Genomic DNA, 26,673 nt, shown 5'->3' with positions numbered 1-26,673 from the left:
CCATGCCTCCCGTTGATACCGGGGCGTCCACCGGGAACCACCGGCTGGACGCCTCCCGCGCGCTGTCCTCCGCACCCTCTGCACCCACCTCCGCGTCCGGCGCCTCCGTGCCCGCTCCCGCTGCTGAGCGGATGAGCCCGGGCCGTCCCGGCTACGTCCGGATGCGGTTCGCCCTCTTCACCGCCGGGCTCGCGACGTTCGCCCTGCTCTACTCGACCCAGGCGCTGCTGCCCGCGATCTCCGACGATCTCCATGTCCAGGCCGACCAGGCCAGCTGGACCGTCTCCGCGGCCACCGCGGCCCTGGCGCTCGCGGTGCTGCCGCTGAGCGCCCTGTCCGAGCGGTTCGGCCGCCGCGCGATGATGACCGGCTCGCTCACGGTCGCGGTGGCGCTCGCCCTGCTGGTGCCGTACGCCCCGGATCTGGGCTGGCTGATCGGACTGCGCGCGGTCCAGGGCGCGGCCCTGGCCGGGATCCCGGCCTCGGCGATGGCGTATCTCTCGGAGGAGGTGCAGCCCAAGGCGCTGGTCGGCGCGATCGGGCTGTTCGTGGCGGGCAACAGCATCGGCGGTATGAGCGGCCGGATCCTCACCGGCTGGGTGGCCGACGGCTGGGGCTGGCGGGCCGCGCTGGCCGCGGTCGGTGTCATGGCGCTGCTGTGCGCGGTCGCCTTCCGGCTCCTGCTGCCCCCGGCCCGGCACTTCACGCCGACCACGGTGAGCCCGCGGGCCCTGGCCCGTACCGTCGCCGGACACCTCGCCGACCCGCTGCTGTGCCGTCTGTACGCGATCGGCGCGCTGTTCATGACCGTCTTCGGCGCCGTCTACACGGTGATCGGCTACCGGCTGGTGGCCGAGCCGTTCGGTCTCTCGCAGTCCCTGATCGGCTCGATCTTCCTGATCTACCTGGTCGGTACGGTCTCCTCGGCCGCGACCGGCAAGCTGGTCGGGCGCCTCGGTCGCCGCGGCGCCCTGTACGTGGCCGTGACCACCACCGCGGCCGGACTGCTGCTGTCCCTGCTGGACTCGATCGCCGCGGTGCTGCTCGGTCTGGTGCTGATCACCGCGGGCTTCTTCGCGGGCCACGCGGCGGCGTCCTCGGCCGTCAGCCGCACCGCCAAGACGGGCCGCGCGCAGGCCGCGGCGCTCTACCAGGCCTCGTACTACCTGGGCAGCAGCGCGGGCGGCGCCCTGGGCGCCCTCGCCTTCCACGCGGCCGGCTGGGCGGGCGTGGTCGTACTCGGCCTGGTGGCCGTGACGGGCGCGGCGGGGATCACCCTCTACGGGACCCGCATGGCCCAGGCCGAACGCCGCGCGGAGGTGGCCCGCCGCGCCGTCCGCGGCCTCCCGGCCCGCGCCTAGCGGCCCCCCAGGCCCGGAGGGGCCGCCCGCCCCTGTCCAGCGAGCGACCCCTCCGCCCCTCCCGCCCCCCGCCCACCCCGGGTGTTTCGTGGACCCCGATCCTGGTGGCGCATGGCTGCCCCGAGCCCCGCTGCCAGCGGTATGCGCAGGGGCGGTGGATGCACGTGGCGAAGCGCACCCCATCCCGCGCGCCCGCAACCAACGGCACGCGGAGGCCCGGTGGGCGCCGCCCGGCGGTACGTGCCCGGTGCTGGTGGCGCAGGGCTGACTGAGGCCCGCTGTCAGCGGTAGGCGCAAGGCGGTTGGGGCCGCCCGGCGATACGTGCCGGGCGGCGCACCCCACCCGCCCGTGGCCCCGCGCCAGCAGCATGCGTGGGGGCGCGCCGGGTGGCACACCGCGTCTGGCCGCCGGGTGTCCCGTGGACCCCGATCCTGATGGCGCAGGGCTGACTGAGGCCCGCTGTCAGCGGTAGGCGCAAGGCGGTTGGGGCCGCCCGGCGGCCCCGATGCCAGCGGTAGGGGCAGGGGCGGTGGGTGCGCGCCGCGTGGCGCACCCCATCCCCCGCCCGCGGCCAACGGCACACGGGGCCGTAGGCCGCCTGGTGGCCGACCACATCCGCCCGCCCCCGGGCGCCCCGTAGACCCCGGTCCCGGTGGCGCAGGGGTGAGCCGAGGCCCGCTGTCAGCGGTGGGCGCAGGGCGGTTGGGGGCCGCCTGGCGATACGCGCCAAGCGGCGCAGCACAACCCGCCCGCCGCACGGTGGTACGCGCCGCGTGGCGCGACACCCCGCTCGCCCCGGTCCGGGCCTGCGCGGGGTGGCGCGTCAACGCCACTGCGCGTCGGCGGGGCTAGTGGCGGAGGGTTGAGCCGAAGCCGACGGCCAGCGGCATGCGCAGGCCCAGGGGTGGTGGGGCGGCGAGGGCGTCGGCCACGGGGCGGGAGTAGCCGGTGGCGAAGAGGGAGCCGAGGAGGAAGTCCGCGGTGAGGGCCTGGACTTCGGAGCGGTGCTGGTGCAGACCGTGGCCGTCGGTGTGCACCTCGAAGCGGCACACATTCCGGTTGATCTTCTTGGCCCGCTCCGCCAGCCGGTAGGAGAGGTCGGGGTCGGTGCGCTCGTCGTTGGTGCCGTGGGCGATCAACACCTGCCGTCCGGCGAGCTGTTTCACCGGATCGGGTGCCAGGGCCGCCTTCGCTTCCGGAAGCCAGGGGGCGAGGGCGACCACCGAGCTGACGGCCGGGTGCCCGGCGGCGCGCAGCGCGGCGCGGCCGCCCATACCGTGGCCGGTGAGACACACCGGCACATCGCCGTAGAGCCGCCCCACCTCGTCCGCCGCCCACTCGGCATCCGCGGCCGGGTCCGCGGCGGAGCCGTTCCAGCCGCGGCGGCGGTAGTGGACGACATGGGCGGCCAGACCCTCGTCCTGGCCGGCCCGCACCAGTCTTCGGGCCAGTGGCAGCACGGCCGCCGCCGACATCCGGGTGGGGCGCCGCGTCCCCGCGGCGTCGCCGCCCGGGAGCAGCAGCACCACACCGTGTACGGTCCTCCGCGCGGCGGCCGCGCCCATCGGCCGCCCCAGCCGTGCGCCCCGTTCGGGCAACGCTTGCTGAACCATGCCGACACGATCGCAGAAGGCCGGGTGCACTCCACTACCCGTGCGGGTCACTGTTCCGTATCTATCCGTGCCGTTCTACGCGCGTAGGGGCTAGGCTTCGCAGATGACGAGCGAGTACACCCACCAACCCGCCCCCGAACAGATCCGCCGCGCCCCCAAGGTGCTGCTGCACGACCATCTCGACGGCGGGCTGCGCCCCGGCACCGTCATCGACCTCGCCCGCGAGACGGGGTACGACGGGCTGCCCGAGACCGAGCCGGACAAGCTGGGCGTCTGGTTCCGCGAGGCCGCCGACTCCGGTTCGCTGGAGCGCTATCTCGAGACCTTCTCGCACACCTGCGCCGTCATGCAGACCAGGGACGCGCTGGTGCGGGTCGCCGCCGAGTGCGCCGAGGACCTCGCCGCCGACGGCGTCGTCTACGCCGAGGTGCGCTACGCCCCCGAGCAGCACCTCGAGCGGGGGCTGAGCCTGGAGGAGGTCGTCGAGGCGGTCAACGAGGGCTTCCGCGAAGGCGAGCGGCGGGCCCGCGAGAACGGCAACCGGATCCGCGTCGGCGCGCTGCTGACCGCGATGCGGCACGCGGCCCGCGCCCTGGAGATCGCCGAACTCGCCAACCGCTACCGCGACCTCGGCGTCGTCGGGTTCGACATCGCGGGCGCGGAGGCGGGCTTCCCGCCCACCCGCCACCTGGACGCCTTCGAGTATCTGAAGCGGGAGAACAACCACTTCACCATCCACGCGGGCGAGGCGTTCGGCCTGCCGTCCATCTGGCAGGCGCTCCAGTGGTGCGGTGCCGACCGGCTCGGCCACGGCGTCCGCATCATCGACGACATCGAGGTGGCGGACGACGGCGGCATCACCCTCGGCCGCCTCGCCTCCTACGTCCGGGACAAGCGCATCCCGCTGGAGCTGTGCCCGACCTCCAACCTCCAGACGGGCGCGGCCACTTCGTACGCCGAGCACCCCATCGGGCTGCTGCGCCGACTGCATTTCCGTGCCACCGTGAACACGGATAATCGTCTTATGAGTGGGACGAGTATGAGTGCTGAATTCCAGCATCTCGTATCAACATTCCACTACACGCTGGACGACATGCAGTGGTTCACGGTCAATGCCATGAAATCGGCCTTCATTCCTTTTGGTGAACGTCTGGCGATGATCAATGACGTGATCAAGCCTGGGTACGCTGAATTGAAGTCCGAATGGCTGTTCCGTCAGGTGGCTTCGACCTCCGCTGTGACCAGGGATTCTGCGGACGAGAGCAGCTGATCCGGCGGACGGGGGTAAAGCGCTGGGCCGATGCTGCCGTAAGTCGTGGAGCCGATTTCTGGTGTTTGCGGGCAGGCGAAATCCATGACTACGTTCTTGTGTCGGTCAAGCCCCCGTCTCAAGGACAGAATTTCTGATGAAGCAGGGAACCCTCAAGACCCTCGGCGTTGTCGCCCTCGGTACTGTCGCCATCATCGCCGGCGGCAGCACCGCGTCCGCCGTCTCGCACGCCCCGGTGCCCGGGGGCGGCGCGGCCACCCCGCAGGTGCCCGGCCAGGGCCTCGCCAAGCCCGGGGCCGGCAAGGCCGCGCCCGAGCAGGGGCTGCTCGGCAAGCTCCCGGTCGGCGGCATGCTGGGCAACGGCCTGCACCTGGGCTGATCCTCCGTCTCGGCACCCGGCCGGGCCGCGCATCCGACAGGGGTGTGTGGCCCGGCCGCGTCATATGCCAGGATCGTGGCGACATGCCGCGACACACCGGCAGCCGAGTACGGGGAGTTTCCGATGGGGAGCATGACGCGCAGACCGGCGGGGCGGACCGGACGGACCCGGGCGACCGCTCTGACGGCCCTTTGGGCCTGCCCCCTCTTCGTCCTCACCGCGACGGCGTGCAGCGGCGGTTCGGACGACGGCGACGCCAAGGCCACCCCGTCCGCCGACCGCAGCCGGTCGGCCCCGGCCCCGACCCGGCTGGAGAAGGCCGCCCTGGCACCGGGCGACCTCAAGGGCTATCGGGTCACCACCCGCAAGGCCGAGAACTGGTCCAGCGGTCAGCCGAAGTCCCGTACCCGCGCCTGTCAGCCGCTCGCCGACGCCACCGGTGACAAGCCCAGCCCCGAGGCCAAGGAGACCGTGCGGCGCGGGGTGAACGGTGACAAGGCGCCGTACAAGGGCGTCACGGCGGGGATCAGCAGCTACAGCGCGGCGGGCGCCAAGTCCTTTATGCGTGAGCTGAAGGCCGCGCTCGCCGACTGCTCCGGCGGGTTCACCACGACCCTCAGCGGACAGAGTGTGCGCTACACCGAGGTGCGCTCCCGGCCCGCCAAGGCGGCCGGTGACGATGCCCTCGGCTACGGGATGACCGCCTCCGCCCAGGGGACGAAGATCCCGATGCGGGTTGTCGCGGTGCGCTCCGGTTCGACCGTCGCCCTCTTCATGGGCGTGGACTTCAAGGGGCTCACCGAGTTCCCGGTGCCGCGGACCATCGTCGACAAGCAGCTGGCGAAGCTGGAGAAGGCGGGTCTGTAGACCCGGTACGGCCTCCTCCGGGCCCCGCGTCACCGGACCTCACGTCACCGGGCCCCGCGTCACCACGCCTCGCGGTAGCCGTCCTCCGCCGGGAGCAGGATCCACAGCGCGATATAGAGCAGGAACTGCGGCCCCGGCAGCAGACAGGAGACCAGGAAGATCACCCGCATCGTGGTCGGCGTGGTGCCGAAGCGGCGGGCCAGACCCGCGCAGACTCCGGCGATCATCTTCTGGTTGCGGGGGCGGGAAAGTGCGGCGGCCATGATGCGACTCCTCGTCGTCTCGTCGGACTCTCGAAACCGGTGCGGTCCGTCAAGGACCGATGGCCGAGGTACCCGGGAAGCTCTTCCCGATGCCCTCAACGCTAGGGTCGCGAGCCCGACGAGACGTCGCTCCACGGTGCGATCCCGACCCTGTGAATCGTCGGGGTCGGCGTCGGCGCCTCCTCCTCCCGGGGGAGGGCGGCGGACCGCGCCCGGTCCGCCCGGCGGCGGAGCCCGCCCCTGACCGCCGGAACCACCAGGACATGCGCGAGCACCACCCCGGCGGTGTTCAGCAGCACCGAGTCCACGTTCATGATCTGGCCGGTCACCTCGCTGCGCAGCAGCGCGACCGCCAGGGCCGCCATCGCCCCGGTGAAGGCCGTCCGTACCAGTGAGACCAGCGGATACGCCGCCACCCGGCCCCCGGCCAGCGGCAGCAGCACCCCCAGCGGCGCGAGCAGCAGCAGTCCGCCGCCGATCGTGCGGAACGCCCCCCACGGGCTGAGCGCCAGATCGGAGCGGATGGTGGCCAGCGGCTCCAGGGTTTCGGCGGACACCCACGGCACGGTGAGCGGGCGCAGGGTCAGCCAGCACACGAACGTCAGGTGTGCGACGAGGAGTACGACGCCCGCGGCGCGGTAGCGGAAGGCGGCCCTGCGGCCGGAACGACCCTGCACGCCTCACAGGACGCGCTGTGCGGGGGTGCTGGTTCCGCCTGGCCGCCGCTGGTCAGCAGCTTGTTACCGAGACGACCGCCACCAGGGGTGACCGAACCGGGAAACGTAACGGAACATCACGCGATCAAGAGCGGTCACCGGCGGGACGTACCCGGCGCGGCGGGCGGATCAGGACAGCAGGACCCCGGAGTTGACCGCGATCTCGGGATGGCGGCGCATCTCCTCGCTACAGGTGTAGCGCTTGAGCGGATCGCGGTCGCTCTCCGGCCCGCCCAGCACCACCCGGTGGTGCTCGTCCGCCACCGTGGACTCCCCGAGGGTGCACACGATCTGGGCCAGCGCCATCGACTGGAGCTCCTCGGGCGGCCGGTTGAGCCGCAGCGCCCGGTCCGGATCGTCCTCGGCGGGCCCGGACACCTGCACCCAGTCCTCCACCGCGGTGGAGAACCCGGCCGCGGTCTCGGCCGCCGACGGCGGCTGCCGCAACTGCTCCAGCAGCGCGCGCCCGATCTGCACCGGCTCCGGAGGCGGCTGTTCGTCCTGCGTCCGTACGGCGCGGCTCACCGACAGCACCCGGGAACCGCACAGCAGGTAGATCCGCACCGAGACCCGGCCCGTCCCCTCGGCGGACCGGTCCGGATCCGGGGCCTCGCACGACGCACGCGAGGGCGCCGCCCCCGCGTCCACCGGCACCGACGTACCCCGGATCCCGCACCCGGTGGCCAGCAGCGCGACCGCCACGCTCAGCACCGCGGCCGCCGGACGGATCCGGCGGCGGTTCACCGCCCGCCTCATGGGGCGCCCCCTTCGTCCTTGCGCTCCTCCTCGCCCGAGGCGAGCCGCGAGGCGTCCATCGGCAGCCGGAGCGTGAAAACCGCCCCGCCCTCGGCGGAGTTGGCCGCGCTGATGTCACCGCCGTGGATATGCGCGTTCTCCATGGCGATCGACAGCCCGAGCCCGCTCCCCTCCGACCGTGGCCGGGAGGCGCTCGCCTTGTAGAAGCGGTCGAAGACATGCGGCAGAACGTCCTCGGGGATGCCCGGACCGTGGTCCCGCACCCTGATCAGCAGCTCGTCGCCCTCGGTGCGCACCGAGACCCGCACCGGCGAACCGCCGTGCTTGAGCGCGTTCCCGATCAGGTTGGCGAGGATCACATCGAGCCGCCGGGGATCGAGCCGGGCCATGATCCCGCGCTCCGCGTCCAGCTCCACCGCGTCCAGCCAGGCGCGGGCGTCGATGCACGCCGTCACCTGGTCCGCCACATCCACATGGTCCAGCACCAGACGGGCCGTGCCCGCGTCGAAGCGGGTCACCTCCATCAGGTTCTCCACCAGGTCGTTCAGCCGCCGGGTCTCGCTCACCACCAGCTGCACCGCGGGGGCGATCATCGGGTCGAGCGAATCGGCCTCGTCCTCCAGCACCTCGGTGACGGCCGTGATCGCGGTGAGCGGGGTCCGCAGCTCGTGCGACATATCGGCGACGAAGCGGCGGCTGGACGCCTCCCGGGCGCTCAGCTCCGCCACCCGCTTCTCCAGCCGCTCCGCGGTCCGGTTGAAGGTGCGGGAGAGGTTGGCCAGCTCATCGGAGCCCGACACCTGGAGCCGGGTGTCCAGCTGCCCCTCGCCCAGCCGGTGCGCCGCCTCGCCGAGCCGCTGCACCGGCCGCAGCACCGTGGCCGCGGCCGCCTGGGCCAGCAGCGCGGAACCGATCAGCGCGAGGGCGGTGGCGATCCCCAGTGACCAGGCCAGCGAGTTGAGGTCCTGGCGCTCGGGGTCGAGTGACTTGAGCATGTAGCCGGTCGGACCGCCCCCGTTCACCGTCGCCCCGCCGACCAGGTACGGCGTGCCGTCCAGCGTGATCCGCTGCCAGTAGAGGTGGTACGGCGACTCGTTCGAACCGTCCACCGCGCGCTTCTCGTCCACCGCGTGGCGCAGCGACCGGGGCACCGCCTTCAGGGTGAACAGCGCCTCGTCCGAGGCCACCACGCTGGTGCCGCCGCCGCGGGTGCGGGAGATCAGCAGCACCTCGAACTTCTGAGTGTTGTCCGACATACGGTCCGCCGCGTCCTGGAGGTCGGAACGCGTGGGTATGGCGGGCAGCGGGTCGGTGTCCTCCTTGAGCGTCTTGCGGAATTCGTCCAGCGCTGCGTCCTGGGTACGGGTCAGCACCGCGTCCCGGTTCAGCCAGTACGCGATGGCCGACGCGGATACGGCGGCGGCCAGCGCCACCAGACCGAAGACCAGCATCAGCCGCAGTCGCAGGCTCAGCCACCGCAGCAGACCCGCGGCCCAGCCTCGCGCGCGACCGGGCTCCTCGCTCACCGCGCTCAATTCCTTACGTCTCCGCCCCGGTCATGGCGTCCCCGCCGGCGGACCCCGCGTCCGCTCACTGCGGTGCGTCCAGCCGGTAACCCACACCACGCACCGTACGGATCAGGGTCGGCGACGACGGGACGTCCTCCACCTTGGCGCGCAGCCGCTGCACACAGGCGTCGACCAGCCGGGAATCCCCGAGGTAGTCGTGCTCCCAGACCAGCCGCAGCAGCTGCTGGCGGGAGAGCGCCTGCCCCGGCCGACGGCTCAGCTCCAGCAGGAGCCGCAGCTCAGTGGGGGTGAGCTGGAGATCCTCACCGTTCTTGGTCACCGTCATGGCGGCCCGGTCGATCACCAGGCTGCCGAAGGCCGCGGCGTCGTTCGCCTCCCGCTCGCCCCGGCGCAGCACCGCGCGGATCCGGGCGTCGAGCACCCGGCCCTGCACGGGCTTGACCACATAGTCGTCGGCTCCCGACTCCAGCCCGACCACCACATCGATGTCATCGTTGCGCGCGGTCAGCAGGATGATCGGCAACTGGTCGGTACGGCGGATCCGGCGGCACACCTCGAAGCCGTCGATCCCGGGCAGCATCACATCCAGCACGATCAGATCCGGCCGCTGCTCGCGCAGCAGTTTCAGGCCATCCTCGCCCGTCGCCGCCGTCGCCACACGGTGGCCCTGGCGGGACAGTGAGAGCTCGAGGGCCGTGCGGATGGCGTCGTCGTCCTCGATCAGCAAAAGGAAAGGCACGTTGGTCATTCTGGCCTACAAGGGGCCTGGAGTTCGACCGCCGGGGGTTTATCAGTCCGATCCCCTGTGACGAGCCTGTGACAGTCGACAGACAGCGCGATGAAACTGGCCCGGCAGAGTCTTCTGTGCACCGGGCGGAACACCGGCCGGAGCAGCCAGGATCGGAAGAACCAGACCGGACGGACCGGCTCCACCGACGGGGGGCGCGAGATGAACACACTGCACTTCACCAACACCAGCGCAGTTCGCACGCGCCTTCACGACACCGGCCGGAGCCACGAGAAGTCCGGTGCCGTGAGCGGGCGGGGGTGCGCTCGCGGCGCCGGGCGTCAGCGGCCTCCTTACATGGTGGCCATTGACGCGCACACGGAGGCCGAGGGGGGCGCCGGCGGCCTCGGGGGGCACGGGGGAAACGGGGGCGGCTCGTACAGGGAGGCAGCGGGGGAGCGGCGCACCGCGTCGGAGGCGGAGTTCACCGCCTACGTCCAGGAGCGCCGCGCCTCCCTGTACGCCACCGCCTACCACCTGACCGGTGACCGGTACGAGGCCGAGGACCTGCTCCAGAGCGCGCTGTTCTCGACCTACCGGGCCTGGGACCGGATCAGCGACAAGGCGGCGGTCGGCGGCTATCTGCGGCGGACCATGACCAATCTGCACATCAGCGCCTGGCGCCGGCGCAAGCTCAACGAGTATCCGACCGAGGAGCTGCCGGAGACGGCGGGCGACCACGACGCGATGCGCGGCACTGAGCTGCGCGCCGTGCTGTGGCAGGCCCTGGCCCGGCTCCCCGAGCTCCAGCGCACGATGCTCGTACTGCGGTACTACGAGGGCCGTACGGACCCGGAGATCGCGGACATACTCAACATAAGTGTCGGAACGGTCAAGAGCAGCATCTGGCGCTCACTGCGGCGGCTGCGCGAGGACGAGGCCCTCAGCTTCGGCCGGGACGAAGAGGAGTCCTTCGGCGAACTGGTCGCCTGACGGCGGCGGGAGAGCGAAGGCGGGGGGAAACACGGGGGAAAGTACGGGGGATCGGGGGGAATCGGGGGGAACGGGGGAAACCCGGGGATCGGGGGATCCGCGGGATGCAACGGGGGATACGGGGGAATCGGGGGAAACACAGTGCGGGACCGGAGGGCCGGGGGGTCCATCCGGTCCCGCTCGCATGTGCGCGCGCGGGCCCTGGCTCAGGTGCTCACGCCCGCGGGGCGTCGGCCCGCCGCGGCCGCCGTCGCTATCCGGCCCAGGGCCGCGTCCCGGCCGCAGGCGTACGCGCCCAGCGCCGTCTGCCGCTCCACGATGCCGCGCTCCGACCGCATCAGCCGCCAGCCCCTCCGCAGCAGATACGCCGCCGACTTACGGCCCTCCCGCAGATCGCGCAGCAGCCGCCGCCGGAAGGTGGTCGAGGGACGGCCCCGCAGACAGATCGCGTCCGCCAGCAGCCCCGACGCCCGGCACCGGTCGATGATGTCCGCGGCGAAGATCCCCTCGGCCACGAACAGCGGTGTCCGCCCGATGTCCACCGGCTCCTCGCCCACCCGGGCGCTGGCGGCGATGTCGTACACCGGCACGGTCGTCCGCGACGTACGGCACAGCTCCTCGACGGCGGCCACCGCCGCGTCCGCGTCCCATGACAACGGCGAGTCCCAGTCGGTGCTTCCGTCCTCCGCCAGCTTGGGGAGGGTCGGGTCGTCGCCCTCCTTGTAGAAGTCGTCGAGGTTCAGCACGGGCAGCCCGGTGCGGGCCGCGAGCGACGACTTTCCGGAGCCGGAGGGACCGGTCAGCAGGACGACGCGGGCGGGAGAGGGATGGAAGGTCACGGAAGACCAGTGTGGCGTATGGCGCCGCCGCTGTGACCTCCCGGGTCCGGACAAATGCGGCGGGGCCGATGTGAGGTGCACCGGCCCCCGCCACCTCGGACGGAAGGGGGCGGGGGCCGGTGGTCGGTGTGGTGCCGCGGTGACCGATCCGGGAGGGCCGGGACTCAGGGAGGGCCGGACCCAGGGAGGGCCGGGACGGGTCAGACGCCCATCGGGTGCCAGACCGTCTTGGTCTCCAGGAACGAGAGCATCCGGCCGGTGCCGGGGTCGGCGGACCAGTCCACAGCCTGTGGACGGACGACCCGCTTCAGATTCTCCGCGGCGGCGGTCTCGAGCTCGGTGGCGAGCTCGGGGCCCGCACCGGTGAGGTCGATCGCGTTCACGTCCTGGTGCGCGGCGAGCGGGGCCGCGATCTCCGCGGTCCGGCCCGAGAGCACATTGACCACACCGCCCGGCAGATCGGAGGTGGCGAGCACCTCGCCCAGGGAGAGGGCGGGCAGCGGATGGTCCTCGCTGGTGACGACCACGGCCGTGTTGCCGGTGACGATCGCGGGCGCGATGACCGAGACCAGGCCCAGGAAGGACGAGTCCTGCGGGGCCAGGACCGCGACGACACCGGTGGGTTCGGGACTGGAGACGTTGAAGAACGGCCCCGCGACCGGGTTGGCGGACCCGGCGATCTGGGCGACCTTGTCGGACCAGCCCGCGTACCAGACCCAGCGGTCCACCGCGGCGTCCACCTGGGCGCCCGCCTTGGACTTGGACAGCCCCTCGGCGTCGGCCACCTCACGGACGAACTGGTCGCGGCGGCCCTCCAGCATCTCGGCGACGCGGTAGAGGATCTGGCCGCGGTTGTAGGCCGTCGCCCCCGACCAGCCGCCGAACGCCTTGCGGGCGGCGACGACGGCGTCCCGGGCGTCCTTGCGGGACGCCTGCGGGGCGTTGGCCAGCCAGCGGTCCTTTGCGTCGGTCACCTCGTACACCCGCCCGCTCTCGGACCGGGGGAACGTGCCCCCGACGAACAGCTTGTAGGTCTTGAGCACGGACAGTCGCTCATCGCGATCAGACATCGAGGTACGCCTCCAGGCCGTGGCGGCCGCCCTCGCGGCCGTAGCCCGACTCCTTGTAGCCGCCGAACGGCGAGGTGGGGTCGAACTTGTTGAACGTGTTGGACCACACCACCCCGGCCCGGAGCTTGTTCGCCATCCACAGGATCCGCGAACCCTTCTCCGTCCAGATCCCGGCGGAGAGGCCGTAGGGGGTGTTGTTGGCCTTGGCGACGGCCTCTTCGGGGGTGCGGAAGGTCAGCACGGACAGCACCGGGCCGAAGACCTCCTCGCGGGCGATCCGGTGCGCCTGGGTCACGCCGGTGAACAGCGTGGGCGCGAACCAGAAGCCGGAGCTGGGCAGTTCGCAGGCCGGGGCCCAGCGCTCGGCGCCCTCGGCCTCGCCCGCCTCGGCGAGGGTACGGATACGGGCCAGCTGCTCGGCCGAGTTGATCGCGCCGACGTCGGTGTTCTTGTCCAGCGGATCGCCCACGCGCAGCGTCCCCATGCGGCGCTTCAGGGCGTCCAGCAGCTCGTCCTGGACCGACTCCTGGACCAGCAGCCGGGAGCCCGCGCAGCAGACATGGCCCTGGTTGAAGAAGATCCCGTTGACGATGCCCTCGACCGCCTGGTCGATCGGCGCGTCGTCGAAGACGATGTTGGCCGCCTTGCCGCCCAGTTCGAGGGTGACCTTCTTCGGCGTACCGGCGACGGTGCGGGCGATGGCCTTGCCGACCTCGGTGGAGCCGGTGAAGGCCACCTTGTCGATTCCCGGGTGGCCGACCAGTTCGGCGCCGGCGCTTCCGTCGCCGGTGATGATGTTGACCACGCCCTTGGGCAGCCCGGCCTGACGGCAGATGTCCGCGAAGAACAGCGCGGACAGCGGGGTGGTCTCGGCGGGCTTGAGCACCACCGTGTTGCCCGCGGCGAGAGCCGGGGCGATCTTCCACGCCAGCATCAGCAGCGGGAAGTTCCACGGGATGACCTGACCGGCCACGCCCAGCGGCCGGGGGTCGGGGCCGTGACCGGCGTGGGCCAGCTTGTCGGCCCAGCCCGCGTAGTAGAAGAAGTGCGCCGCGACGAGCGGGAGATCGGCGTCCCGGGACTCGCGGATCGGCTTGCCGTTGTCCAGCGACTCCAGGACGGCCAGTTCGCGCGAGCGCTCCTGGACGATCCGGGCGATCCGGAACAGATACTTGGCCCGCTCCGAGCCCGGCAGGGCGGACCAGCTCTGGAACGCCTTGCGGGCGGCCTTGACGGCTCGGTCGACATCCTCGGCGGTGGCCTGGGCGACCTCGGAGAGCACCTCCTCGGAGGAGGGCGAGATGGTCTTGAAGACCTTGCCGTCGGCGGCCTCGGTGAACTCACCGTTGATGAACAGCCCGTAGGACGGGGCGATGTCGACGACGGCGCGGGACTCGGGCGCCGGTGCGTAATCGAAGGTCATAGGTGCCATGGGTTTCTCAGTCCACCGTCACGTAGTCGGGACCGGAGTAGTGGCCGGTGCGGAGCTTCTGGCGCTGCATCAGCAGATCGTTGAGCAGGCTGGAGGCGCCGAAGCGGAACCAGTCGGCCGAGAGCCACTCGTCGCCCAGCGTCTCGTTGACCATCACCAGGTACTTGATCGCGTCCTTGGAGGTGCGGATGCCGCCCGCGGGCTTGACCCCGACCTGGACGCCGGTCGTGGCACGGAAGTCGCGCACCGCCTCCAGCATGAGGAGGGTCACCGGCGGAGTCGCGTTCACCGCCACCTTGCCGGTGGACGTCTTGATGAAGTCGGCCCCGGCCAGCATCGCCAGCCAGGACGCCCGGCGGACGTTGTCGTAGGTCTGGAGCTCACCGGTCTCGAAGATGACCTTGAGGTGGGCGGCGCCGCCGTCCGGGCGGACGCACGCCTCCTTCACCTGCTTGATCTCCTCGAAGACGGACAGGTAGCGGCCGGACAGGAAGGCGCCGCGGTCGATCACCATGTCGATCTCGTCCGCCCCGGCGGCCACCGCGTCCCGGGTGTCGGCCAGCTTCACCGGCATCGCGGCGCGGCCGGAGGGGAAGGCGGTGGCGACGGCGGCGACGTGGATATCGCTCCCGCCCGCGGAGGCCAGCGCCTCCTTGGCGGTCGCCACCATGTCGCCGTAGACGCAGATCGCCGCGACCTTCGGGACCGTACGGTCCGTGGGGTCGGGGCTGGCCCCCTTCGCGCACAGCGCCCGGACCTTGCCCGGGGTGTCCGCGCCCTCCAGGGTCGTCAGATCGATCATCGAGATCGCCAGGTCGATGGCGTACGCCTTCGCCGTGGTCTTGATCGAGCGGGTGCCGAGGGTCGCGGCGCGCGCCTGGAGGCCGACCGCGTCGACGCCCGGCAGGCCGTGCAGGAAGCGGCGCAGCGCGGCGTCCGAGGCGGTCACGTCCGCCATGGACGCGAGTCGCTCCGCGGCCTCTTTGCCGTATGCGGGAACTGTGCTGGGCATGGTCACCAGGGGAGCATATCTACGCGCGTAGCAGATGTCACCCCCGGGGTGGAGGGTTCTTCGGCCCGCGGGACCCGGCCTTCCCGCCCGGCCCGGCCGGGGGTGGCTTTGGCTCCGGGGTTCGGGTGTATTCGGGTGTGGTGCAGAATCGGCCCCATGACGAGCCCGGATGATTCCGCCCCCGACTCAGGTCCAGACTCAGCCTCTGACCCGGGTCCCGACTCAGCCTCGCACTCCGCTGACGACGGCCAGGAGAGCACCTTCGCCGACCGCGTCTACCGGTCCCCGGCCGGTATCGCGGGTGGGGTGCTGCTGCTCGCCGTCGGCGCCTGGCTCGGCATCGACGCGATGATCCGGGGGGAGGGGCGCACCCCGTGGCTGGCGCTCGCCGGGCTGCTGTTCGCGGTGCCGGTCGTCATCGCCTTCACCGTCCGCCCCGCGGTGTACGCGGGCGCGGACCGGCTGTTGGTCCGCAACCCCTTCCGCACCATCACGCTGCCGTGGGCCTCGGTCGACGGGCTGCGCGCGGGCTACACCAGCGAGGTGCTGGCCGCCGGGGCCAAGTACCAGCTGTGGGCGATCCCCGTCTCGCTGCGCCAGCGCAAGCGGGCCGCGCGGCGGCAGACCCGGTCCGCCGCCGAGGACCCCTTCAGCCGTACCTCCGCCCACGTCGCCGTCGACACCGGCGAGGACCGCCGCGCGCCCTCCGACGTGGCGATCGGCGACCTGCGCGAGATGGCCGAGCTGAACGCGGCACGGGACGGTGCGCAGGGCGCTCCCGAGGTCCGCTGGGCGGTCGAGGTCATCGCCCCGGCGGTGGCGGGCGCCGTGCTGCTGGTGATCATGCTGGTCAGCGTCTGAGCGTCTGAGCGTCTGAGCGTCTGAGCGTCTGAGCGGCTGGTGGGGCGGCGGCTGGTTCGGCGAGTGGGGCCCGCCCGGGATCCGTCCTGGGCTCCCGGGCAGGCCCACCGCTCGGGGCGCGCTGTCAGTTGACGCAGCCGGTGGGGACGGGGGCGTGACCGGCGCAGTTGGTGGGGGTGTTGCCGACGATGGCGGATCCGACGGCGCTGAAGGGGACGGTGGTGTAGACGCCACCGGGTGCGGCAAGGGACGAGTTGCCGGAGATGCTGCTGCCGGAGAGCGTGACGGTGCCGCCGTCGTTGTAGAGGCCGCCCGTTACGGAACCGGCGCCGGTGGCGCGGTTGGTGAGGATCGAGGCTCCGGTGATGCCCAGTGTGCCGGTGTTGTAGACGGCGGCCCCGGTCGCCCCGGCGCCGGTCAGGATGTTCTGGCCCACGGAGACCCGGGTGAGGGTGAGTTGGCCGGTGTTGAAGAGACCGGCGCCCGCGTCGACGGCCGTGTTGCCGGTGACCGCGCCGCTGGTCAGGGACATGGTGCCCGTTTCGTTGTACACGCCGCCGCCGCTATCGGCGCTGTTGCCGCTGATCACGGTGGAGCTGAAGGTCGCCTGGTCGCCGGCGTCGTCGCCGGCCACCCCGCCGCCGGGGCCCGCGCTGGTGTTGTCCGTGATCCGGGAGCTCCTGGAGATGAGAGTGCCGGTGTCGAGTTCGATGCCACCGCCCAGTCCCGAAGCACTGGTGGACTCGTTGTCGCTGACGGTGCTGCTCTGTAGCGTCAGGGTTCCGCCGCCGATGTACATACCTCCCCCGCCTTCCGCACCGGTGACGGTGTTGCCGGTGATGGAGACGCCGGTGAAGGTCGCCGTTCCGTCGACCTCGAGGCCGCCGCCCTCGAAACCGGCGGTGTTGTCGCGCACGGTGGTGCCCGTCATCGTCAGACTGCCGCTGAGGGAGTTCACTCCGCCGCCGAAGAGGGCTTGGTTGCCGGTCACGAGGGAGTTGGAGAGGACGACGGTGCTGTTCTGGAAGGCTGTCATCCCTCCGCCGTTGCGCTCGGCGGAGTTGTCGGAGAGGGTCACCGAGCTGCCTCTGAGCGTTCCGCTGTTCCGCACCAGGATCCCGCCGCCGAACTCGGAAGCGCCGGTGACCGAGCCGTTGTCGACGGTGAGGTTGCTGAGGGTCAGGCTGCCGCCGTTGACGTCGAAGATACGGAAGGGGTCGGCTGAACTGCGGGTGATCGTGGCGCCGTTGCCCTGGATGGTGACCGCGCCGGTGATCGGAGCGAGGCCGTCCTGGTCGGTCTGGGCCGTGGTGAGGGTGTAGGTGCAGTTGGGGGCCAGACTGAGCGTGCCGCCGGTGTTGGCGACGGCGGCGACGGCGGAGACGAGCTGGGCGTCGTTGCACGGGACCGAGGCCGCGTAGGCCGGTGTGGCGGCGGGAACGGCGATCACGGCCGCCGCCATCGCCGCGGCGACGGCCAGGGACCGCGTCAGCCGGGGCATAGGGGTCTTGTTCATGGACATGGCTGTGCTCCTTCAGGGTGGTGGGAGGCCGCCCCGTGGCCCGGCCGCGCTGCCGGGGCGGAGTCCCTGCACCGGCGAGCGCGGTGCCGCCGACCACGCGCATGCCAGTGGAGGCGTGGTCCGGGCAAGGGAGTGCTGACGCTCCGGGGCCGCGCGTCGCCACACCGAACAAGGCTTCAGGCGTCGATCGGTGTGCCCCGAAGAGGATGGGCGGCCCAACGGGTTACGACCCCAGTAACGCCTTACCCGACGCCGTCGTCCAGAGAGGTGAAACACGTTCACCCGAATGCGCCATTAATCGGATGAGCCGTCCTTTCCGGGCGTGTGGTGGTCGTGGGGGCGGTGGGGGTGGCGGGGGCGGGGGACGACGACGGGCCCGGGGCGCCCCCTTCGGGAGGTGCCCCGGGCCCGTCGCTGAATGTGCGTGAGATGTGCCCCGTTCAGATGCCTGCCGCCGCCGCGAGGTCCGTCTTGAGCGACGCCAGCGTCGTCTCCGCCGTCGTACGGGCCGTGGCCGGCGCGTCCGCCCCGGGGACCGCCACGACCACCTCCAGGTAGCACTTCAGCTTCGGCTCGGTGCCGCTCGGGCGGACGATCACCCGGGCCGAGCGGACGGTTCCGCTACCGGCCAGGTAGTAGCGCAGACCGTCCGTCGGCGGCAGCGTCTCCGTGCCCTGGGACAGGTCGTCCGTCGTGGTCACGGCCAGACCCGCCAGTTCGGTCGGCGGCTGGTCGCGCAGCCGCTTCATCGCCGTGGCGATCAGGGAAAGGTCCTCCACGCGCACCGACAGCTGATCGGTCGCGTGCAGACCGTGTGCGAGCGCGATCTCGTCCAGGAGGTCGGAGAGGGTGCGGCCCTGCTCCTTCAGCTCCGACGTCAGCTCGGCGATCAGCAGCGCGGCCGTGATGCCGTCCTTGTCGCGCACGCCGTCCGGGTCCACGCAGTAGCCGAGCGCCTCCTCGAAGGCGTAACGCAGCCCGTCCACGCGGGCGAGCCACTTGAAGCCGGTCAGCGTCTCGGTGTACGGCAGGTCCGCGGCGGCCGCGATCCGGGAGAGGAGGGAGGACGAGACGATCGTCGTCGCGAGGGTGCCGTGGGCGCCCTTCCGCACCAGGTGCGCGGCGAGCAGCGCGCCGACCTCGTCGCCGCGCAGCATCCGCCAGTCGCCCGCGGCGGTCGGTACGGCCACCGCGCAGCGGTCGGCGTCCGGGTCGTTGGCGATGACGATGTCGAGGGAGTCGCCTGCGGCGAGGCGTTCGCGGGCGGTGGCGAACGCCAGGTCCATCGCACCCGGCTCCTCCGGGTTCGGGAACGCGACGGTCGGGAACGCCGGATCGGGGTCGGCCTGTGCGGCGACCACGGCCGGGGCCGGGAAGCCCGCGCGGGCGAACGCGGCGGTGAGGGTGTCGCGGCCGACGCCGTGCATCGGGGTGTAGACGACGCGGGCGGTGCGGGGTGAGCCGGGGGTGAGAACGGCGTCGGTGCGGGTGAGGTACGCGTCCAGGACGTCGTCGCCCAGCGTCTCCCAGCCGCTGTCCGGGCGGGGGACGTCGTCGAGGCTGCCGATCGCGGCGATCTCGGCGGCGATCTCGGCGTCGGCGGGCGGCACGATCTGGGAGCCGTCGCCGAGGTAGACCTTGTAGCCGTTGTCGCGCGGCGGGTTGTGGCTCGCGGTGACCTCGATGCCCGCGACGGCGCCGAGGTGGCGGATGGCGAAGGCCAGGACGGGGGTGGGGAGGGGACGCGGGAGCAGGGCGGCGCGGAAACCGGCGCCGGTCATGACGGCGGCGGTGTCGCGGGCGAAGTCGGCGCTCTTGTAGCGGGCGTCGTACCCGATGACGACGAGGGGGGCGGCGTGGTGGCCGCCGGCCGTCTTCTGGGCGGTGAGGTACGCCGCGAGGCCCGCGGCGGCGCGGATGACGACGGCGCGGTTCATCCGCATGGGGCCCGCGCCGAGTTCCCCGCGGAGACCGGCCGTGCCGAACTGGAGGGTGCCGGAGAAGCGGTCGGCGATCTCGTCGACCGCGTCGGTGCGGAGGAGTTCGCTGAGCTCGGCCCGGGTGTCGGGGTCGGGGTCCTCGGCGAGCCAGGTGCGGGCCTGGGTGAGGAGGTCGGGCTCCATGAGGTCTCCTGGGTGGGTGGGTGGGTGCGGGTTGTGGTGGGTGCGCTTGGGGTGCGGGTGCGGGTGCGGGTGCGGGTCCGGGGCCTCCGGGGCGGGGTCCTGGACCGTTTATTTAGGCGCCGGCAGCCGGAGAAGTGGGGTGGGCCGGAGATTGGCGCCACAAATACACGACAGCGTCCAGGACCCCGCCCCTGCGACCCCGTCCCCTCCCGTCTCGTCGGCGGCCCCCCGCCGGTGGCCCCTGTCCGTCCGCGTCACCCGGTGACCGAGGCTGACCGGGCCGCCGGTGGCGTACGACCCGTCGGCGCCCGTGCCCCGGGGGTTGGTCTGCCTGGGGTTCCCAGGTGTTGCCCCCGGGCGCGATCCGGGTGTGGCCGGATGGCCGCGGTGCCATGCTGCGCAGTCGGGCACCGGACCGGGCGCACCACGGGGTTGGCCAGCCGGGTGCGCCCAGGCGTTGCCGTCCGCGCGGGACGTGGTCCGATGTGGCCGGACTGAGCGCGGTGCCGTGCTGCCCGGCTGGGCGCCGGACGGGTGTGCCCTGGAGGCGCCCCAGGCGTTGCCAACTGCCGGGACGCGACCCGGTGTGGCCGGATGCCGTCCGTTGGCGGCGGCCCGGTGTGGCCGGACGGCCGCGGTGCCGTCCTGCACGGTCGGGCCTTTGCCCCGGGTTGGCTTGCCTGGGGCGTCCCAAGCGTTGGCCCGGTGCGGCCAGCGGGCCGCGTGGTCGGGCACCGGGCCGGGCGTGCCCCCGGGCGGTGCCGTGGCGCGGCCGGGTGGCATCCCTCGGCGGGCCGTGGGGGCGGGCCCCGCGGGGTGGCGGCCCGGCTGGGGTGGGTTGTCCGGTTGCCCGACCGGCGAGGTCACAGGCGGTTGAGGACCTGGGCCAGGAGGCTGCCCATGCGGGCGGCCGAGTCGCGGCCCGCCTGGAGGACCTCCTCGTGGTTGAGGGGTTCGCCCGTCATGCCCGCGGCGAGGTTGGTGACCAGGGAGATGCCCAGGACCTCCGCGCCCGCCTCGCGGGCGGCGATCGCCTCGAGGGTGGTGGACATGCCGACGAGGTCCGCCCCGATGGTGCGGGCCATGCGGATCTCGGCCGGGGTCTCGTAGTGCGGGCCGGGGAACTGCGCGTAGACGCCCTCTTCGAGGGTGGAGTCGATCTGCTGGCACAGGGCGCGCAGCCGGGGGGAGTAGAGGTCCGTGAGGTCGACGAAGTTGGCGCCGACGATCGGGGAGGTGGCGGTGAGGTTGATGTGGTCGCTGATCAGTACCGGCTGACCGGGGCGCATGCCCTCGCGGAGGCCGCCGCAGCCGTTGGTGAGGACGATGGTCTTGCAGCCGGCGGCGACGGCGGTGCGGACGCCGTGCGCGACGGCGGCGACACCGCGGCCCTCGTAGAAGTGCGTACGGCCGAGGAAGACCAGAACCCGCTTGTTGTCGATCTTGTAAGAGCGGATCGTGCCCGCGTGGCCCTCGACGGCGGGCGGCGGAAAGGCGGGCAGCTCGGTGACGGGGAACTCGCGCTCCGGCGTTCCGAGCGCGTCGGTGGCGGGGACCCAGCCGGAGCCCAGGACCAGGGCGACGTCATGGGTCTCCGCGCCGGTCAGCTCGCGCAGGCGCGCGGCGGCGGCGTCGGCGGCGGCGTGGGGGTCGCCCTGGCTGTCCCAAGTAACTGATGCGTTCACGCGGTCGAGAGTAGCCGCTTACTGCCTACGCGCGTAGACGTAATCGGCCGCGGTGTTCGGATTGTGATTCGCGGGCGGTGCTAGCAGGGGCGCTTGCGCAGCTCCATGACGTAGTCGTGGGGCGCTCCGGCGGATTCGGCGGCGTCGGCGATCTCGCCGAGGTAGCGGGCCGAGGGGAGGCCGCCCTCGTAGCCGTTGAGGACGTAGAGCCAGACGGGCTCCTCGCCGTCCAGGGTGTGGACGCGCATCCGCATCCGGCGGTAGATGTCGAGCCCCACGCCCTCCCAGCGGTCCATGGAGTCCTCGTCCATGGGGGCGATGTCGTAGAGGGCGACGAAGACCTGGGACCGCGGGGCCTCCACGATGGTCGCGAGAGCGCCCTCCCAGCCCATCTGCTCGCCCCCGAAGGTGAGGCGCCAGCCGGTGATCCAGCCGGTGCCGCGCAGCGGCGAGTGCGGTGCGCGGCGGGACATCAGCCGCGCGTCGAGGTTGCCGGCGTACGCGGCGTAGAGCGACATGGTCCGAGGGTACGGGAGAGGGGTGGACTACCCCCTGGGCGGCCGGGCGAGCGGGTGCGGGACAATGGGGCATGTGACTCGGATCGTGATCATCGGTGGCGGACCCGGCGGCTATGAGGCGGCGCTGGTCGCCGCGCAGCTCGGCGCGGAGGTGACGGTCGTCGACTGCGACGGCCTGGGCGGGGCGTCGGTGCTCACCGACTGCGTACCGTCGAAGACGCTCATCGCCACCGCGGAGGTGATGACCACGTTCGACTCTTCGTACGAGGAGTTGGGGATCATCGTGGCCGATGACACCCCACCGCTGGAGCAGGCGGCCCGGGTGGTCGGTGTGGACCTGGGCAAGGTCAACCGCCGGGTGAAGCGGCTCGCGCTGGCGCAGTCGCACGACATCACCGCGTCGGTGACGCGCGCCGGCGGGCGGGTGATGCGCGGGCGCGGGCGGCTGGAGCCGTCGCAGGCGCCGGACGGATCGCGCCGGGTGGTGGTGCGCGCCGCGGACGGGTCCGAGGAGACGCTGGTCGCGGACGCGGTGCTGATCTCGACCGGTGCCCATCCGCGGGAGATCCCGGACGCGCAGCCGGACGGTGAGCGGATCCTGAACTGGACGCAGGTGTACGACCTGGACGAGCTCCCGGAGGAGCTGATCGTGGTCGGCTCCGGTGTCACGGGTGCCGAGTTCGCCGGGGCGTACCAGGCGCTGGGCTCGAAGGTCACGCTGGTCTCCAGCCGGGACCGGGTGCTGCCGGGTGAGGACCCGGACGCGGCCGCGGTGCTGGAGGACGTCTTCCGCCGCCGGGGGATGAATGTGATGTCCCGCTCGCGGGCGGCGGCGGTGAAGCGTGTGGGGGACCGGGTGGAGGTCACGCTCGCGGACGGGCGGGTCATCACCGGATCCCACTGTCTGATGGCGGTGGGATCCATTCCGAACACGGCGGACATGGGTCTCGAGGAGGCCGGGGTCCGGCTCCGGGAGTCCGGCCACATCAAGACCGACAAGGTGTCGCGGACCAGCGCTCCGGGCGTCTACGCGGCCGGTGACTGCACCGGGGTGTTCGCGCTGGCGTCGGTGGCGGCCATGCAGGGCCGGATCGCGATGTACCACTTCCTCGGGGACGCGGTCACCCCGCTGAACCTGAAGACGGTCTCGGCCAATGTCTTCACCGACCCCGAGATCGCCACGGTCGGCTACTCCCAGGCGGATGTGGACGGCGGGAAGATCGACGCCCGGGTGGTGAAGCTGCCGCTGCTGCGGAACCCGCGGGCGAAGATGCAGGGCATCCGGGACGGCTTCGTGAAGATCTTCTGCCGTCCGGGCACCGGCATCGTGGTCGGCGGGGTGGTGGTCTCGCCGCGGGCGAGCGAGCTGATCCACCCGATCTCGCTGGCGGTGGACAACAATCTGACGGTCGAGCAGATCGCCAAGGCGTTCACCGTCTACCCGTCGCTGTCGGGCTCGATCGCCGAGGTGGCACGGCAGTTGCACACCCGCAAGGCGCAGGGCGAGGCGTAGTCGGCTCCTTATAGCAGCTCTTGGCCGAGCAGATGAACAACTTCTGCTAATTGGTGCAAGCTGCTGAAAACAGACGGTCGTTGGCGTTACTGTCAGTTTCGTGTTCGCTGCAGAACGTCGCCAATTGATCCTTGAAATGGTGCGTGCGAACGGAGCCGTGTCGCTCCGGGAGCTCGCCCGCGTCGTCCAGACCTCCGAAGTGACCGTCCGGCGTGATGTGCGGGCACTCGAGGCAGAAGGACTGCTCGACCGCCGGCACGGCGGTGCGGTGCTGCCGGGCGGTTTCACCAGGGAGTCCGGCTTCCCGCAGAAATCCCATCTAGCGACCGCGGAGAAGACGGCGATCGCCGATCTCGCGGCCGGTTTCGTCGACGAGGGCGAGGCCGTCGTGGTCGGCGCCGGGACGACCACGCAGGAGCTGGCCCGCCGGCTCGCGCGGGTCCCCGGGCTGACCGTGGTCACCAATTCCCTGCTGGTCGCACAGGCGTTGGCGCATGCCAACCGGGTCGAGGTCGTGATGACCGGCGGCACCCTGCGCGGCTCCAACTACGCCCTGGTCGGCAGCGGTGCCGAGCAGTCCCTGCAAGGGCTGAGGGTCTCGCGTGCCTTCCTCTCCGGCAGCGGGCTGACCGCCGAGCGCGGGCTGTCCACCTCCAATATGCTCTCGGCCAGTGTGGACCGGGCGCTGGTCCAGGCCGCGGCGGAGGTGGTGGTGCTCGCCGACCACACCAAGCTGGGCACCGACACCATGTTCCAGACCGTGCCCACCGATGTGATCACGCGGCTGGTCACCGATGAGCCGCCCGGCCATGACGACCGGGCGCTCACCGAGCTCCAGGCCCTGGCCGACCAGGGGGTGCAGATCTCCGTGGCCGGACCGGGCGCGGCCGCGGGCGGCGAGGGAGGTGGCCCGGGCCGCCCGGGGCGGCTGGGCCCTCCTCCCAGGGCCGGTGAGGACGGGCTGCCGCTGCCCGGTCCGCGCCGCAACCATCCGCATCCGCCCAGCCCCCCGCTGCGCAGCGCGGTGCCGCTGTCGGAGCAGGGCCGGGTGGCGGATCTGGCGCCGCGCCGCCGCTGAGGGTCAGCGGGCCTTGAGACCGGTGAAGGTGAGTGCCAGCAGCCGGTCGGCCAGCTCGGGGTCGTCGGGAGACTGTTCCACGGCGAGGGCGATCGCGTTGGTCAGCTGCATCAGATCCGCGATCACCACATCGGGCCGTACGGCCCCGGCCCGCTGGGCGCGGGCGAGCAGTTCGCTGCCCGCCTCGCGCAGCGGCAGGTGGCAGCCGCGGGACAGCTCCGAGCTCTCGTCCGCCGAGCAGGCCATCAGGGCCCGGGCCAGTCCGCGGTAGGTGCTGGCGTGGTCGATGATCGCCCGCAGCCAGTCGACCAGGGCGTGACAGGGCCTGGGGGCCTCGGCCAGCTGCCGGGAGCGGGCCAGCAGGGCGCACATCTCGCCCTGGAAGACCGCTCCCATCAGCGCGGTGCGGTGGGGGAAGTGGCGGTAGAGGGTGCCGATCCCGACGCCCGCGCGGCGTGCGATGTCCTCCAGCGAGGCATCGGTGCCGTGCTGGGTGAAGGCCGTACGGGCCTCGGCGAGCAGCCGCTCGTAGTTGCGCCGCGCGTCGGCGCGCATGGGGCGTGGTGGCGTCTGCGCCGGGGCCGTCTCGATCGCCATCGCGGTCCTCCCTGCCGTGGCCGTAGCTGCCCGTGGGTCAAGCATGCCACCACGGGCCGAGCGGGCGGACCGGCATCGTCCGGATGTCGGGCCGGTGGCCGGGCGGCCAACGGAGGATGCGCAGCAGAGAACGGAGCGGAAACAACTCCCGTACCGGGCAACGCCGTTCGGCGCACCGGCCGTCAAACACGGAAAAGGCACTGTGCGTCGCGGTGCGCGGGAGTGGAAGAACGTATGGAACTGACCAGTCGAACGCTCGAGTACCTGACGATCGCCGTCGCCCTGCTCTGCGTCGTGCTCACGTCCTGGCTGTGGCCGCGGTTCGCGGGCCGGAGCGTAGGGGCCTGGCTGGGCAGACTCGGCTCGATCGCGGTGACCCAGGGAGCGATCGTGGCGGCGCTGGCGCTCGCGGTCAACGCCAACTTCCAGTTCTACGGCTCCTGGTCGGAGCTGCTGGGCGAGGAGGACACGGCGCCCGCGGCCCTCTCGGAGCTGGAGGGCGGCGGCGCACAGGGCGCCGGTCTCTCCGGCGGACTGGTGCGGCCCGCACCGCCGCAGGGGCTCGACCGGGTGCACGGGCTGCCCGAGGGGCGGCCGGACCGGGTGGGCAAGGTCGAGTCCGTGCGGCTGCTGGGCCGCCGCAGCCAGGTGGCCAACCCGGCCTATGTCTATCTGCCGCCGCAGTACTTCCAGCGCGCCTACGACCGGCAGCGCTTTCCGGTGGTGGTGACGATCAGCGGCTATCCCGGTGGGTCCTTCCTGCTGGCGCAGCATCTGCGGGTGCCGCAGACGGCGGGCGGGCTGATCCGCACCGGGGCGATGCAGCCCGCGATCATCGTGATGGTCCGGCCCACCATCGCCCCGCCGCGCGACACCGAGTGCGTGGACGTGCCCGGTGGGCCGAGGGCCGAGACCTTCTTCGCCAAGGATCTGCCCGAGGCGCTGCGGGGGCACTACCGGATCGGCCATGACCCCAGCGCCTGGGGGGTGCTGGGCTACTCCTCGGGCGGCACCTGCGCGCTCCAGCTGGCCATGCGCCATCCGCGGGTCTACTCCGCGGCGGCCGCCCTCTCGCCGGACTACCGGGTGGTCAACGACCCCACCACCGGTGATCTCTTCGGGGGCGGTGCGGCGGGCGAGCGGCGCGAGCGGGAGCACGATCTGCTGTGGCGGCTGCGGCATCTGCCCCGGCCGCAGGTGTCGGTGCTGGTCACCTCGAGCCGCGAGGGCGAGCCGAACTACCGGCAGACCCGGGAGTTCCTGGGGGCGGTCAAGACCCCGACGCGGGCGGAGTCGATCATCCTGGACAAGGGCAGCCATAACTTCCGCACCTGGCGGCGGGAGTTGCCCACCGCGCTGCGCTGGATGAGCGGTGAACTCACCTTCCCGCAGGACGTGGTGCGCTGACCGCGAAACGCGGAGCGCCGCGGACCCGGGCAGCGGGTCCGCGGCGCTCAGTGTGTTCCGCGGGGCGTCAGTCCTTGATCTCGCAGATGACCGCGCCCGAGGTGATGGAGGCGCCGACCTCGGCGCTCAGGCCCTTGACGGTGCCCGCCCGGTGGGCGTTGAGGGGCTGTTCCATCTTCATGGCCTCGAGGACGACGACGAGGTCGCCCTCGGCCACCGTGTCGCCCTCGGCGACGGCCACCTTGACGATGGTGCCCTGCATCGGGGAGGCCAGTGCGTCACCCGAGGCCGCGGAGCCGGCCTTCTTGGACGCCTTGCGCTTCGGCTTCTTCGCCCCCGCCGCGGCCGGGGCCGAGGCCATGCTCAGGGACGCGGGCAGCGACACCTCCAGCCGCTTGCCGCCCACCTCGACGACGACGGTTTCGCGGGGGGTGGTGTCGTCGTTTTCGTCGGTGCCGGTGGGGGTGTAGGGGGTGATGGTGTTGTTGAACTGGGTTTCGATCCAGCGGGTGTGGATGGTGAAGGGGTCGCTGGTGAAGGC

General features: G+C 72.2%; 25 protein-coding genes. 9 read left to right on the top strand and 16 right to left on the bottom strand.

Translation table 11 applies throughout. From position 1 onward, the window contains the following. Positions 1–2 precede the first annotated feature (2 nt). Complete coding sequence (locus AB0C66_RS10710; RefSeq protein WP_362435712.1) at positions 3–1,361, top strand: MFS transporter; 1,359 nt, start codon at positions 3–5, stop codon at positions 1,359–1,361. A gap of 849 nt (positions 1,362–2,210) precedes the next feature. Here AB0C66_RS10710 and AB0C66_RS10705 read toward each other — a convergent pair. Beyond that, positions 2,211–2,975 carry an alpha/beta hydrolase gene (locus AB0C66_RS10705; protein WP_362435710.1) on the bottom strand — a complete coding sequence of 255 codons (765 nt, stop codon included), beginning with the start codon at positions 2,973–2,975 and terminating at the stop codon, positions 2,211–2,213. A 103-nt stretch (positions 2,976–3,078) separates the two neighbouring features. On the opposite strand from AB0C66_RS10705, the gene AB0C66_RS10700 reads away from it, so the two are divergent. The 3 genes from AB0C66_RS10700 (at position 3,079) to AB0C66_RS10690 (ending at position 5,491) form a co-directional block, all read left to right on the top strand. Then, positions 3,079–4,245 carry an adenosine deaminase gene (locus AB0C66_RS10700; protein ID WP_362435708.1) on the top strand — a complete coding sequence of 389 codons (1,167 nt, stop codon included), beginning with the start codon at positions 3,079–3,081 and terminating at the stop codon, positions 4,243–4,245. A gap of 136 nt (positions 4,246–4,381) precedes the next feature. Next, entirely contained in the window at positions 4,382–4,624 is a 243-nt protein-coding gene (locus AB0C66_RS10695; protein ID WP_362435706.1) for a hypothetical protein, read from the top strand. Between the two features lie 132 nt (positions 4,625–4,756). Continuing rightward, positions 4,757–5,491: a hypothetical protein gene (locus AB0C66_RS10690; RefSeq protein ID WP_362435704.1), complete on the top strand. Its 735-nt coding sequence runs from the start codon at positions 4,757–4,759 to the stop codon at positions 5,489–5,491. Between the two features lie 59 nt (positions 5,492–5,550). On the opposite strand, the gene AB0C66_RS10685 is transcribed toward AB0C66_RS10690, so the two are convergent. The 5 genes from AB0C66_RS10685 to afsQ1 form a co-directional block, all read right to left on the bottom strand. Further along, positions 5,551–5,754, bottom strand: a complete 204-nt coding sequence (locus AB0C66_RS10685; protein ID WP_362435702.1) for a PspC domain-containing protein — start codon at positions 5,752–5,754, stop codon at positions 5,551–5,553. Positions 5,755–5,855: 101 nt separating this feature from the next. Next, a complete protein-coding gene (locus tag AB0C66_RS10680; protein ID WP_362435700.1) occupies positions 5,856–6,431 on the bottom strand; it encodes a VanZ family protein in 576 nt (191 codons plus the stop codon). A gap of 168 nt (positions 6,432–6,599) precedes the next feature. After that, positions 6,600–7,226 (bottom strand): hypothetical protein, encoded by a 627-nt coding sequence (locus tag AB0C66_RS10675; RefSeq protein WP_362435698.1) that lies wholly within the window; start codon positions 7,224–7,226, stop codon positions 6,600–6,602. Then, positions 7,223–8,677 carry a HAMP domain-containing sensor histidine kinase gene (locus AB0C66_RS10670; protein WP_362436616.1) on the bottom strand — a complete coding sequence of 485 codons (1,455 nt, stop codon included), beginning with the start codon at positions 8,675–8,677 and terminating at the stop codon, positions 7,223–7,225. The genes AB0C66_RS10675 and AB0C66_RS10670 overlap by 4 nt, the downstream gene beginning before the upstream one ends. A gap of 139 nt (positions 8,678–8,816) precedes the next feature. Continuing rightward, complete coding sequence (afsQ1, locus tag AB0C66_RS10665) at positions 8,817–9,494, bottom strand: two-component system response regulator AfsQ1 (protein WP_362435696.1); 678 nt, start codon at positions 9,492–9,494, stop codon at positions 8,817–8,819. 210 nt (positions 9,495–9,704) lie between these two features. Here afsQ1 and AB0C66_RS10660 point away from each other — a divergent pair, with 210 nt between their 5' ends. Next, entirely contained in the window at positions 9,705–10,475 is a 771-nt protein-coding gene (locus AB0C66_RS10660; RefSeq protein ID WP_362435694.1) for a SigE family RNA polymerase sigma factor, read from the top strand. A gap of 206 nt (positions 10,476–10,681) precedes the next feature. Here the strand turns inward: AB0C66_RS10660 and AB0C66_RS10655 are convergent, their stop codons facing one another. The 4 genes from AB0C66_RS10655 to deoC form a co-directional block, all read right to left on the bottom strand. Beyond that, positions 10,682–11,314 carry an ATP-binding protein gene (locus AB0C66_RS10655; RefSeq protein ID WP_362435692.1) on the bottom strand — a complete coding sequence of 211 codons (633 nt, stop codon included), beginning with the start codon at positions 11,312–11,314 and terminating at the stop codon, positions 10,682–10,684. A 200-nt stretch (positions 11,315–11,514) separates the two neighbouring features. Continuing rightward, positions 11,515–12,384 (bottom strand): aldehyde dehydrogenase family protein, encoded by an 870-nt coding sequence (locus AB0C66_RS10650; RefSeq protein ID WP_362435690.1) that lies wholly within the window; start codon positions 12,382–12,384, stop codon positions 11,515–11,517. Continuing rightward, the gene (locus AB0C66_RS10645) at positions 12,377–13,807 is read right to left on the bottom strand and encodes an aldehyde dehydrogenase family protein (RefSeq protein WP_362436614.1); all 1,431 of its coding nucleotides are present in this window, start codon (positions 13,805–13,807) and stop codon (positions 12,377–12,379) included. Before AB0C66_RS10645 ends, AB0C66_RS10650 begins: the two co-directional genes overlap by 8 nt. Before the next feature lie 16 nt (positions 13,808–13,823). Next, positions 13,824–14,828 (bottom strand): deoxyribose-phosphate aldolase, encoded by a 1,005-nt coding sequence (deoC, locus tag AB0C66_RS10640; RefSeq protein WP_362435688.1) that lies wholly within the window; start codon positions 14,826–14,828, stop codon positions 13,824–13,826. 156 nt (positions 14,829–14,984) lie between these two features. Here deoC and AB0C66_RS10635 point away from each other — a divergent pair, with 156 nt between their 5' ends. Next, positions 14,985–15,689: a PH domain-containing protein gene (locus AB0C66_RS10635; protein WP_362435686.1), complete on the top strand. Its 705-nt coding sequence runs from the start codon at positions 14,985–14,987 to the stop codon at positions 15,687–15,689. Positions 15,690–15,813: 124 nt separating this feature from the next. Here the strand turns inward: AB0C66_RS10635 and AB0C66_RS10630 are convergent, their stop codons facing one another. From AB0C66_RS10630 to AB0C66_RS10615, 4 genes are all read right to left on the bottom strand, one after another. Beyond that, positions 15,814–17,211, bottom strand: coding sequence for a hypothetical protein (locus tag AB0C66_RS10630; protein ID WP_362435684.1), 1,398 nt, complete (start codon positions 17,209–17,211; stop codon positions 15,814–15,816). Positions 17,212–17,651: 440 nt separating this feature from the next. Then, entirely contained in the window at positions 17,652–19,334 is a 1,683-nt protein-coding gene (locus AB0C66_RS10625; RefSeq protein ID WP_362435682.1) for a phospho-sugar mutase, read from the bottom strand. A gap of 863 nt (positions 19,335–20,197) precedes the next feature. After that, positions 20,198–21,019 (bottom strand): purine-nucleoside phosphorylase, encoded by an 822-nt coding sequence (locus AB0C66_RS10620; protein WP_362435680.1) that lies wholly within the window; start codon positions 21,017–21,019, stop codon positions 20,198–20,200. Positions 21,020–21,099: 80 nt separating this feature from the next. After that, the gene (locus AB0C66_RS10615) at positions 21,100–21,537 is read right to left on the bottom strand and encodes a gamma-glutamylcyclotransferase (protein ID WP_254744627.1); all 438 of its coding nucleotides are present in this window, start codon (positions 21,535–21,537) and stop codon (positions 21,100–21,102) included. Positions 21,538–21,601: 64 nt separating this feature from the next. On the opposite strand from AB0C66_RS10615, the gene AB0C66_RS10610 reads away from it, so the two are divergent. Together AB0C66_RS10610 and AB0C66_RS10605 are read left to right on the top strand one after the other, a co-directional pair. Next, positions 21,602–23,050 (top strand): NAD(P)H-quinone dehydrogenase, encoded by a 1,449-nt coding sequence (locus AB0C66_RS10610; RefSeq protein WP_362435678.1) that lies wholly within the window; start codon positions 21,602–21,604, stop codon positions 23,048–23,050. Positions 23,051–23,150: 100 nt separating this feature from the next. Continuing rightward, positions 23,151–24,128 (top strand): DeoR/GlpR family DNA-binding transcription regulator, encoded by a 978-nt coding sequence (locus AB0C66_RS10605; RefSeq protein WP_362435676.1) that lies wholly within the window; start codon positions 23,151–23,153, stop codon positions 24,126–24,128. Between the two features lie 3 nt (positions 24,129–24,131). On the opposite strand, the gene AB0C66_RS10600 is transcribed toward AB0C66_RS10605, so the two are convergent. Further along, on the bottom strand, positions 24,132–24,725 hold the full coding sequence (locus AB0C66_RS10600; RefSeq protein WP_362435674.1) for a helix-turn-helix domain-containing protein: 594 nt from the start codon (positions 24,723–24,725) through the stop codon (positions 24,132–24,134). Between the two features lie 234 nt (positions 24,726–24,959). Here AB0C66_RS10600 and AB0C66_RS10595 point away from each other — a divergent pair, with 234 nt between their 5' ends. After that, entirely contained in the window at positions 24,960–26,132 is a 1,173-nt protein-coding gene (locus AB0C66_RS10595; RefSeq protein ID WP_362435672.1) for an alpha/beta hydrolase-fold protein, read from the top strand. A gap of 67 nt (positions 26,133–26,199) precedes the next feature. On the opposite strand, the gene AB0C66_RS10590 is transcribed toward AB0C66_RS10595, so the two are convergent. Continuing rightward, the coding region (locus AB0C66_RS10590; RefSeq protein ID WP_362435670.1) for a biotin/lipoyl-containing protein at positions 26,200–26,673 on the bottom strand (474 nt) is incomplete at its 5' end.

The sequence above is a fragment of the Streptomyces sp. NPDC048636 genome (assembly GCF_040650655.1).
Lineage (GTDB): Bacteria > Actinomycetota > Actinomycetes > Streptomycetales > Streptomycetaceae > Streptomyces.
This window is presented reverse-complemented; position numbering and strand designations above follow the sequence as displayed.

Bases quoted from the DNA above. Each gene is read 5' to 3' on its own strand.
- AB0C66_RS10670 (WP_362436616.1), bottom strand. From the start codon at position 8,677: ATGCTGGTCTTCGGTCTGGTGGCGCTGGCCGCCGCCGTATCCGCGTCG.
- AB0C66_RS10700 (WP_362435708.1), top strand. From the start codon at position 3,079: ATGACGAGCGAGTACACCCACCAACCCGCCCCCGAACAGATCCGCCGC.
- AB0C66_RS10695 (WP_362435706.1), top strand. From the start codon at position 4,382: ATGAAGCAGGGAACCCTCAAGACCCTCGGCGTTGTCGCCCTCGGTACT.
- AB0C66_RS10645 (WP_362436614.1), bottom strand. From the start codon at position 13,807: ATGACCTTCGATTACGCACCGGCGCCCGAGTCCCGCGCCGTCGTCGAC.
- AB0C66_RS10625 (WP_362435682.1), bottom strand. From the start codon at position 19,334: ATGGAGCCCGACCTCCTCACCCAGGCCCGCACCTGGCTCGCCGAGGAC.
- AB0C66_RS10635 (WP_362435686.1), top strand. From the start codon at position 14,985: ATGACGAGCCCGGATGATTCCGCCCCCGACTCAGGTCCAGACTCAGCC.
- AB0C66_RS10705 (WP_362435710.1), bottom strand. From the start codon at position 2,975: ATGGTTCAGCAAGCGTTGCCCGAACGGGGCGCACGGCTGGGGCGGCCG.
- AB0C66_RS10595 (WP_362435672.1), top strand. From the start codon at position 24,960: ATGGAACTGACCAGTCGAACGCTCGAGTACCTGACGATCGCCGTCGCC.
- AB0C66_RS10685 (WP_362435702.1), bottom strand. From the start codon at position 5,754: ATGGCCGCCGCACTTTCCCGCCCCCGCAACCAGAAGATGATCGCCGGA.
- AB0C66_RS10660 (WP_362435694.1), top strand. From the start codon at position 9,705: ATGAACACACTGCACTTCACCAACACCAGCGCAGTTCGCACGCGCCTT.
- AB0C66_RS10610 (WP_362435678.1), top strand. From the start codon at position 21,602: ATGGGGCATGTGACTCGGATCGTGATCATCGGTGGCGGACCCGGCGGC.
- AB0C66_RS10600 (WP_362435674.1), bottom strand. From the start codon at position 24,725: ATGGCGATCGAGACGGCCCCGGCGCAGACGCCACCACGCCCCATGCGC.
- AB0C66_RS10690 (WP_362435704.1), top strand. From the start codon at position 4,757: ATGACGCGCAGACCGGCGGGGCGGACCGGACGGACCCGGGCGACCGCT.
- AB0C66_RS10630 (WP_362435684.1), bottom strand. From the start codon at position 17,211: ATGTCCATGAACAAGACCCCTATGCCCCGGCTGACGCGGTCCCTGGCC.
- AB0C66_RS10650 (WP_362435690.1), bottom strand. From the start codon at position 12,384: ATGTCTGATCGCGATGAGCGACTGTCCGTGCTCAAGACCTACAAGCTG.
- AB0C66_RS10615 (WP_254744627.1), bottom strand. From the start codon at position 21,537: ATGTCGCTCTACGCCGCGTACGCCGGCAACCTCGACGCGCGGCTGATG.
- deoC (WP_362435688.1), bottom strand. From the start codon at position 14,828: ATGCCCAGCACAGTTCCCGCATACGGCAAAGAGGCCGCGGAGCGACTC.
- AB0C66_RS10675 (WP_362435698.1), bottom strand. From the start codon at position 7,226: ATGAGGCGGGCGGTGAACCGCCGCCGGATCCGTCCGGCGGCCGCGGTG.
- AB0C66_RS10710 (WP_362435712.1), top strand. From the start codon at position 3: ATGCCTCCCGTTGATACCGGGGCGTCCACCGGGAACCACCGGCTGGAC.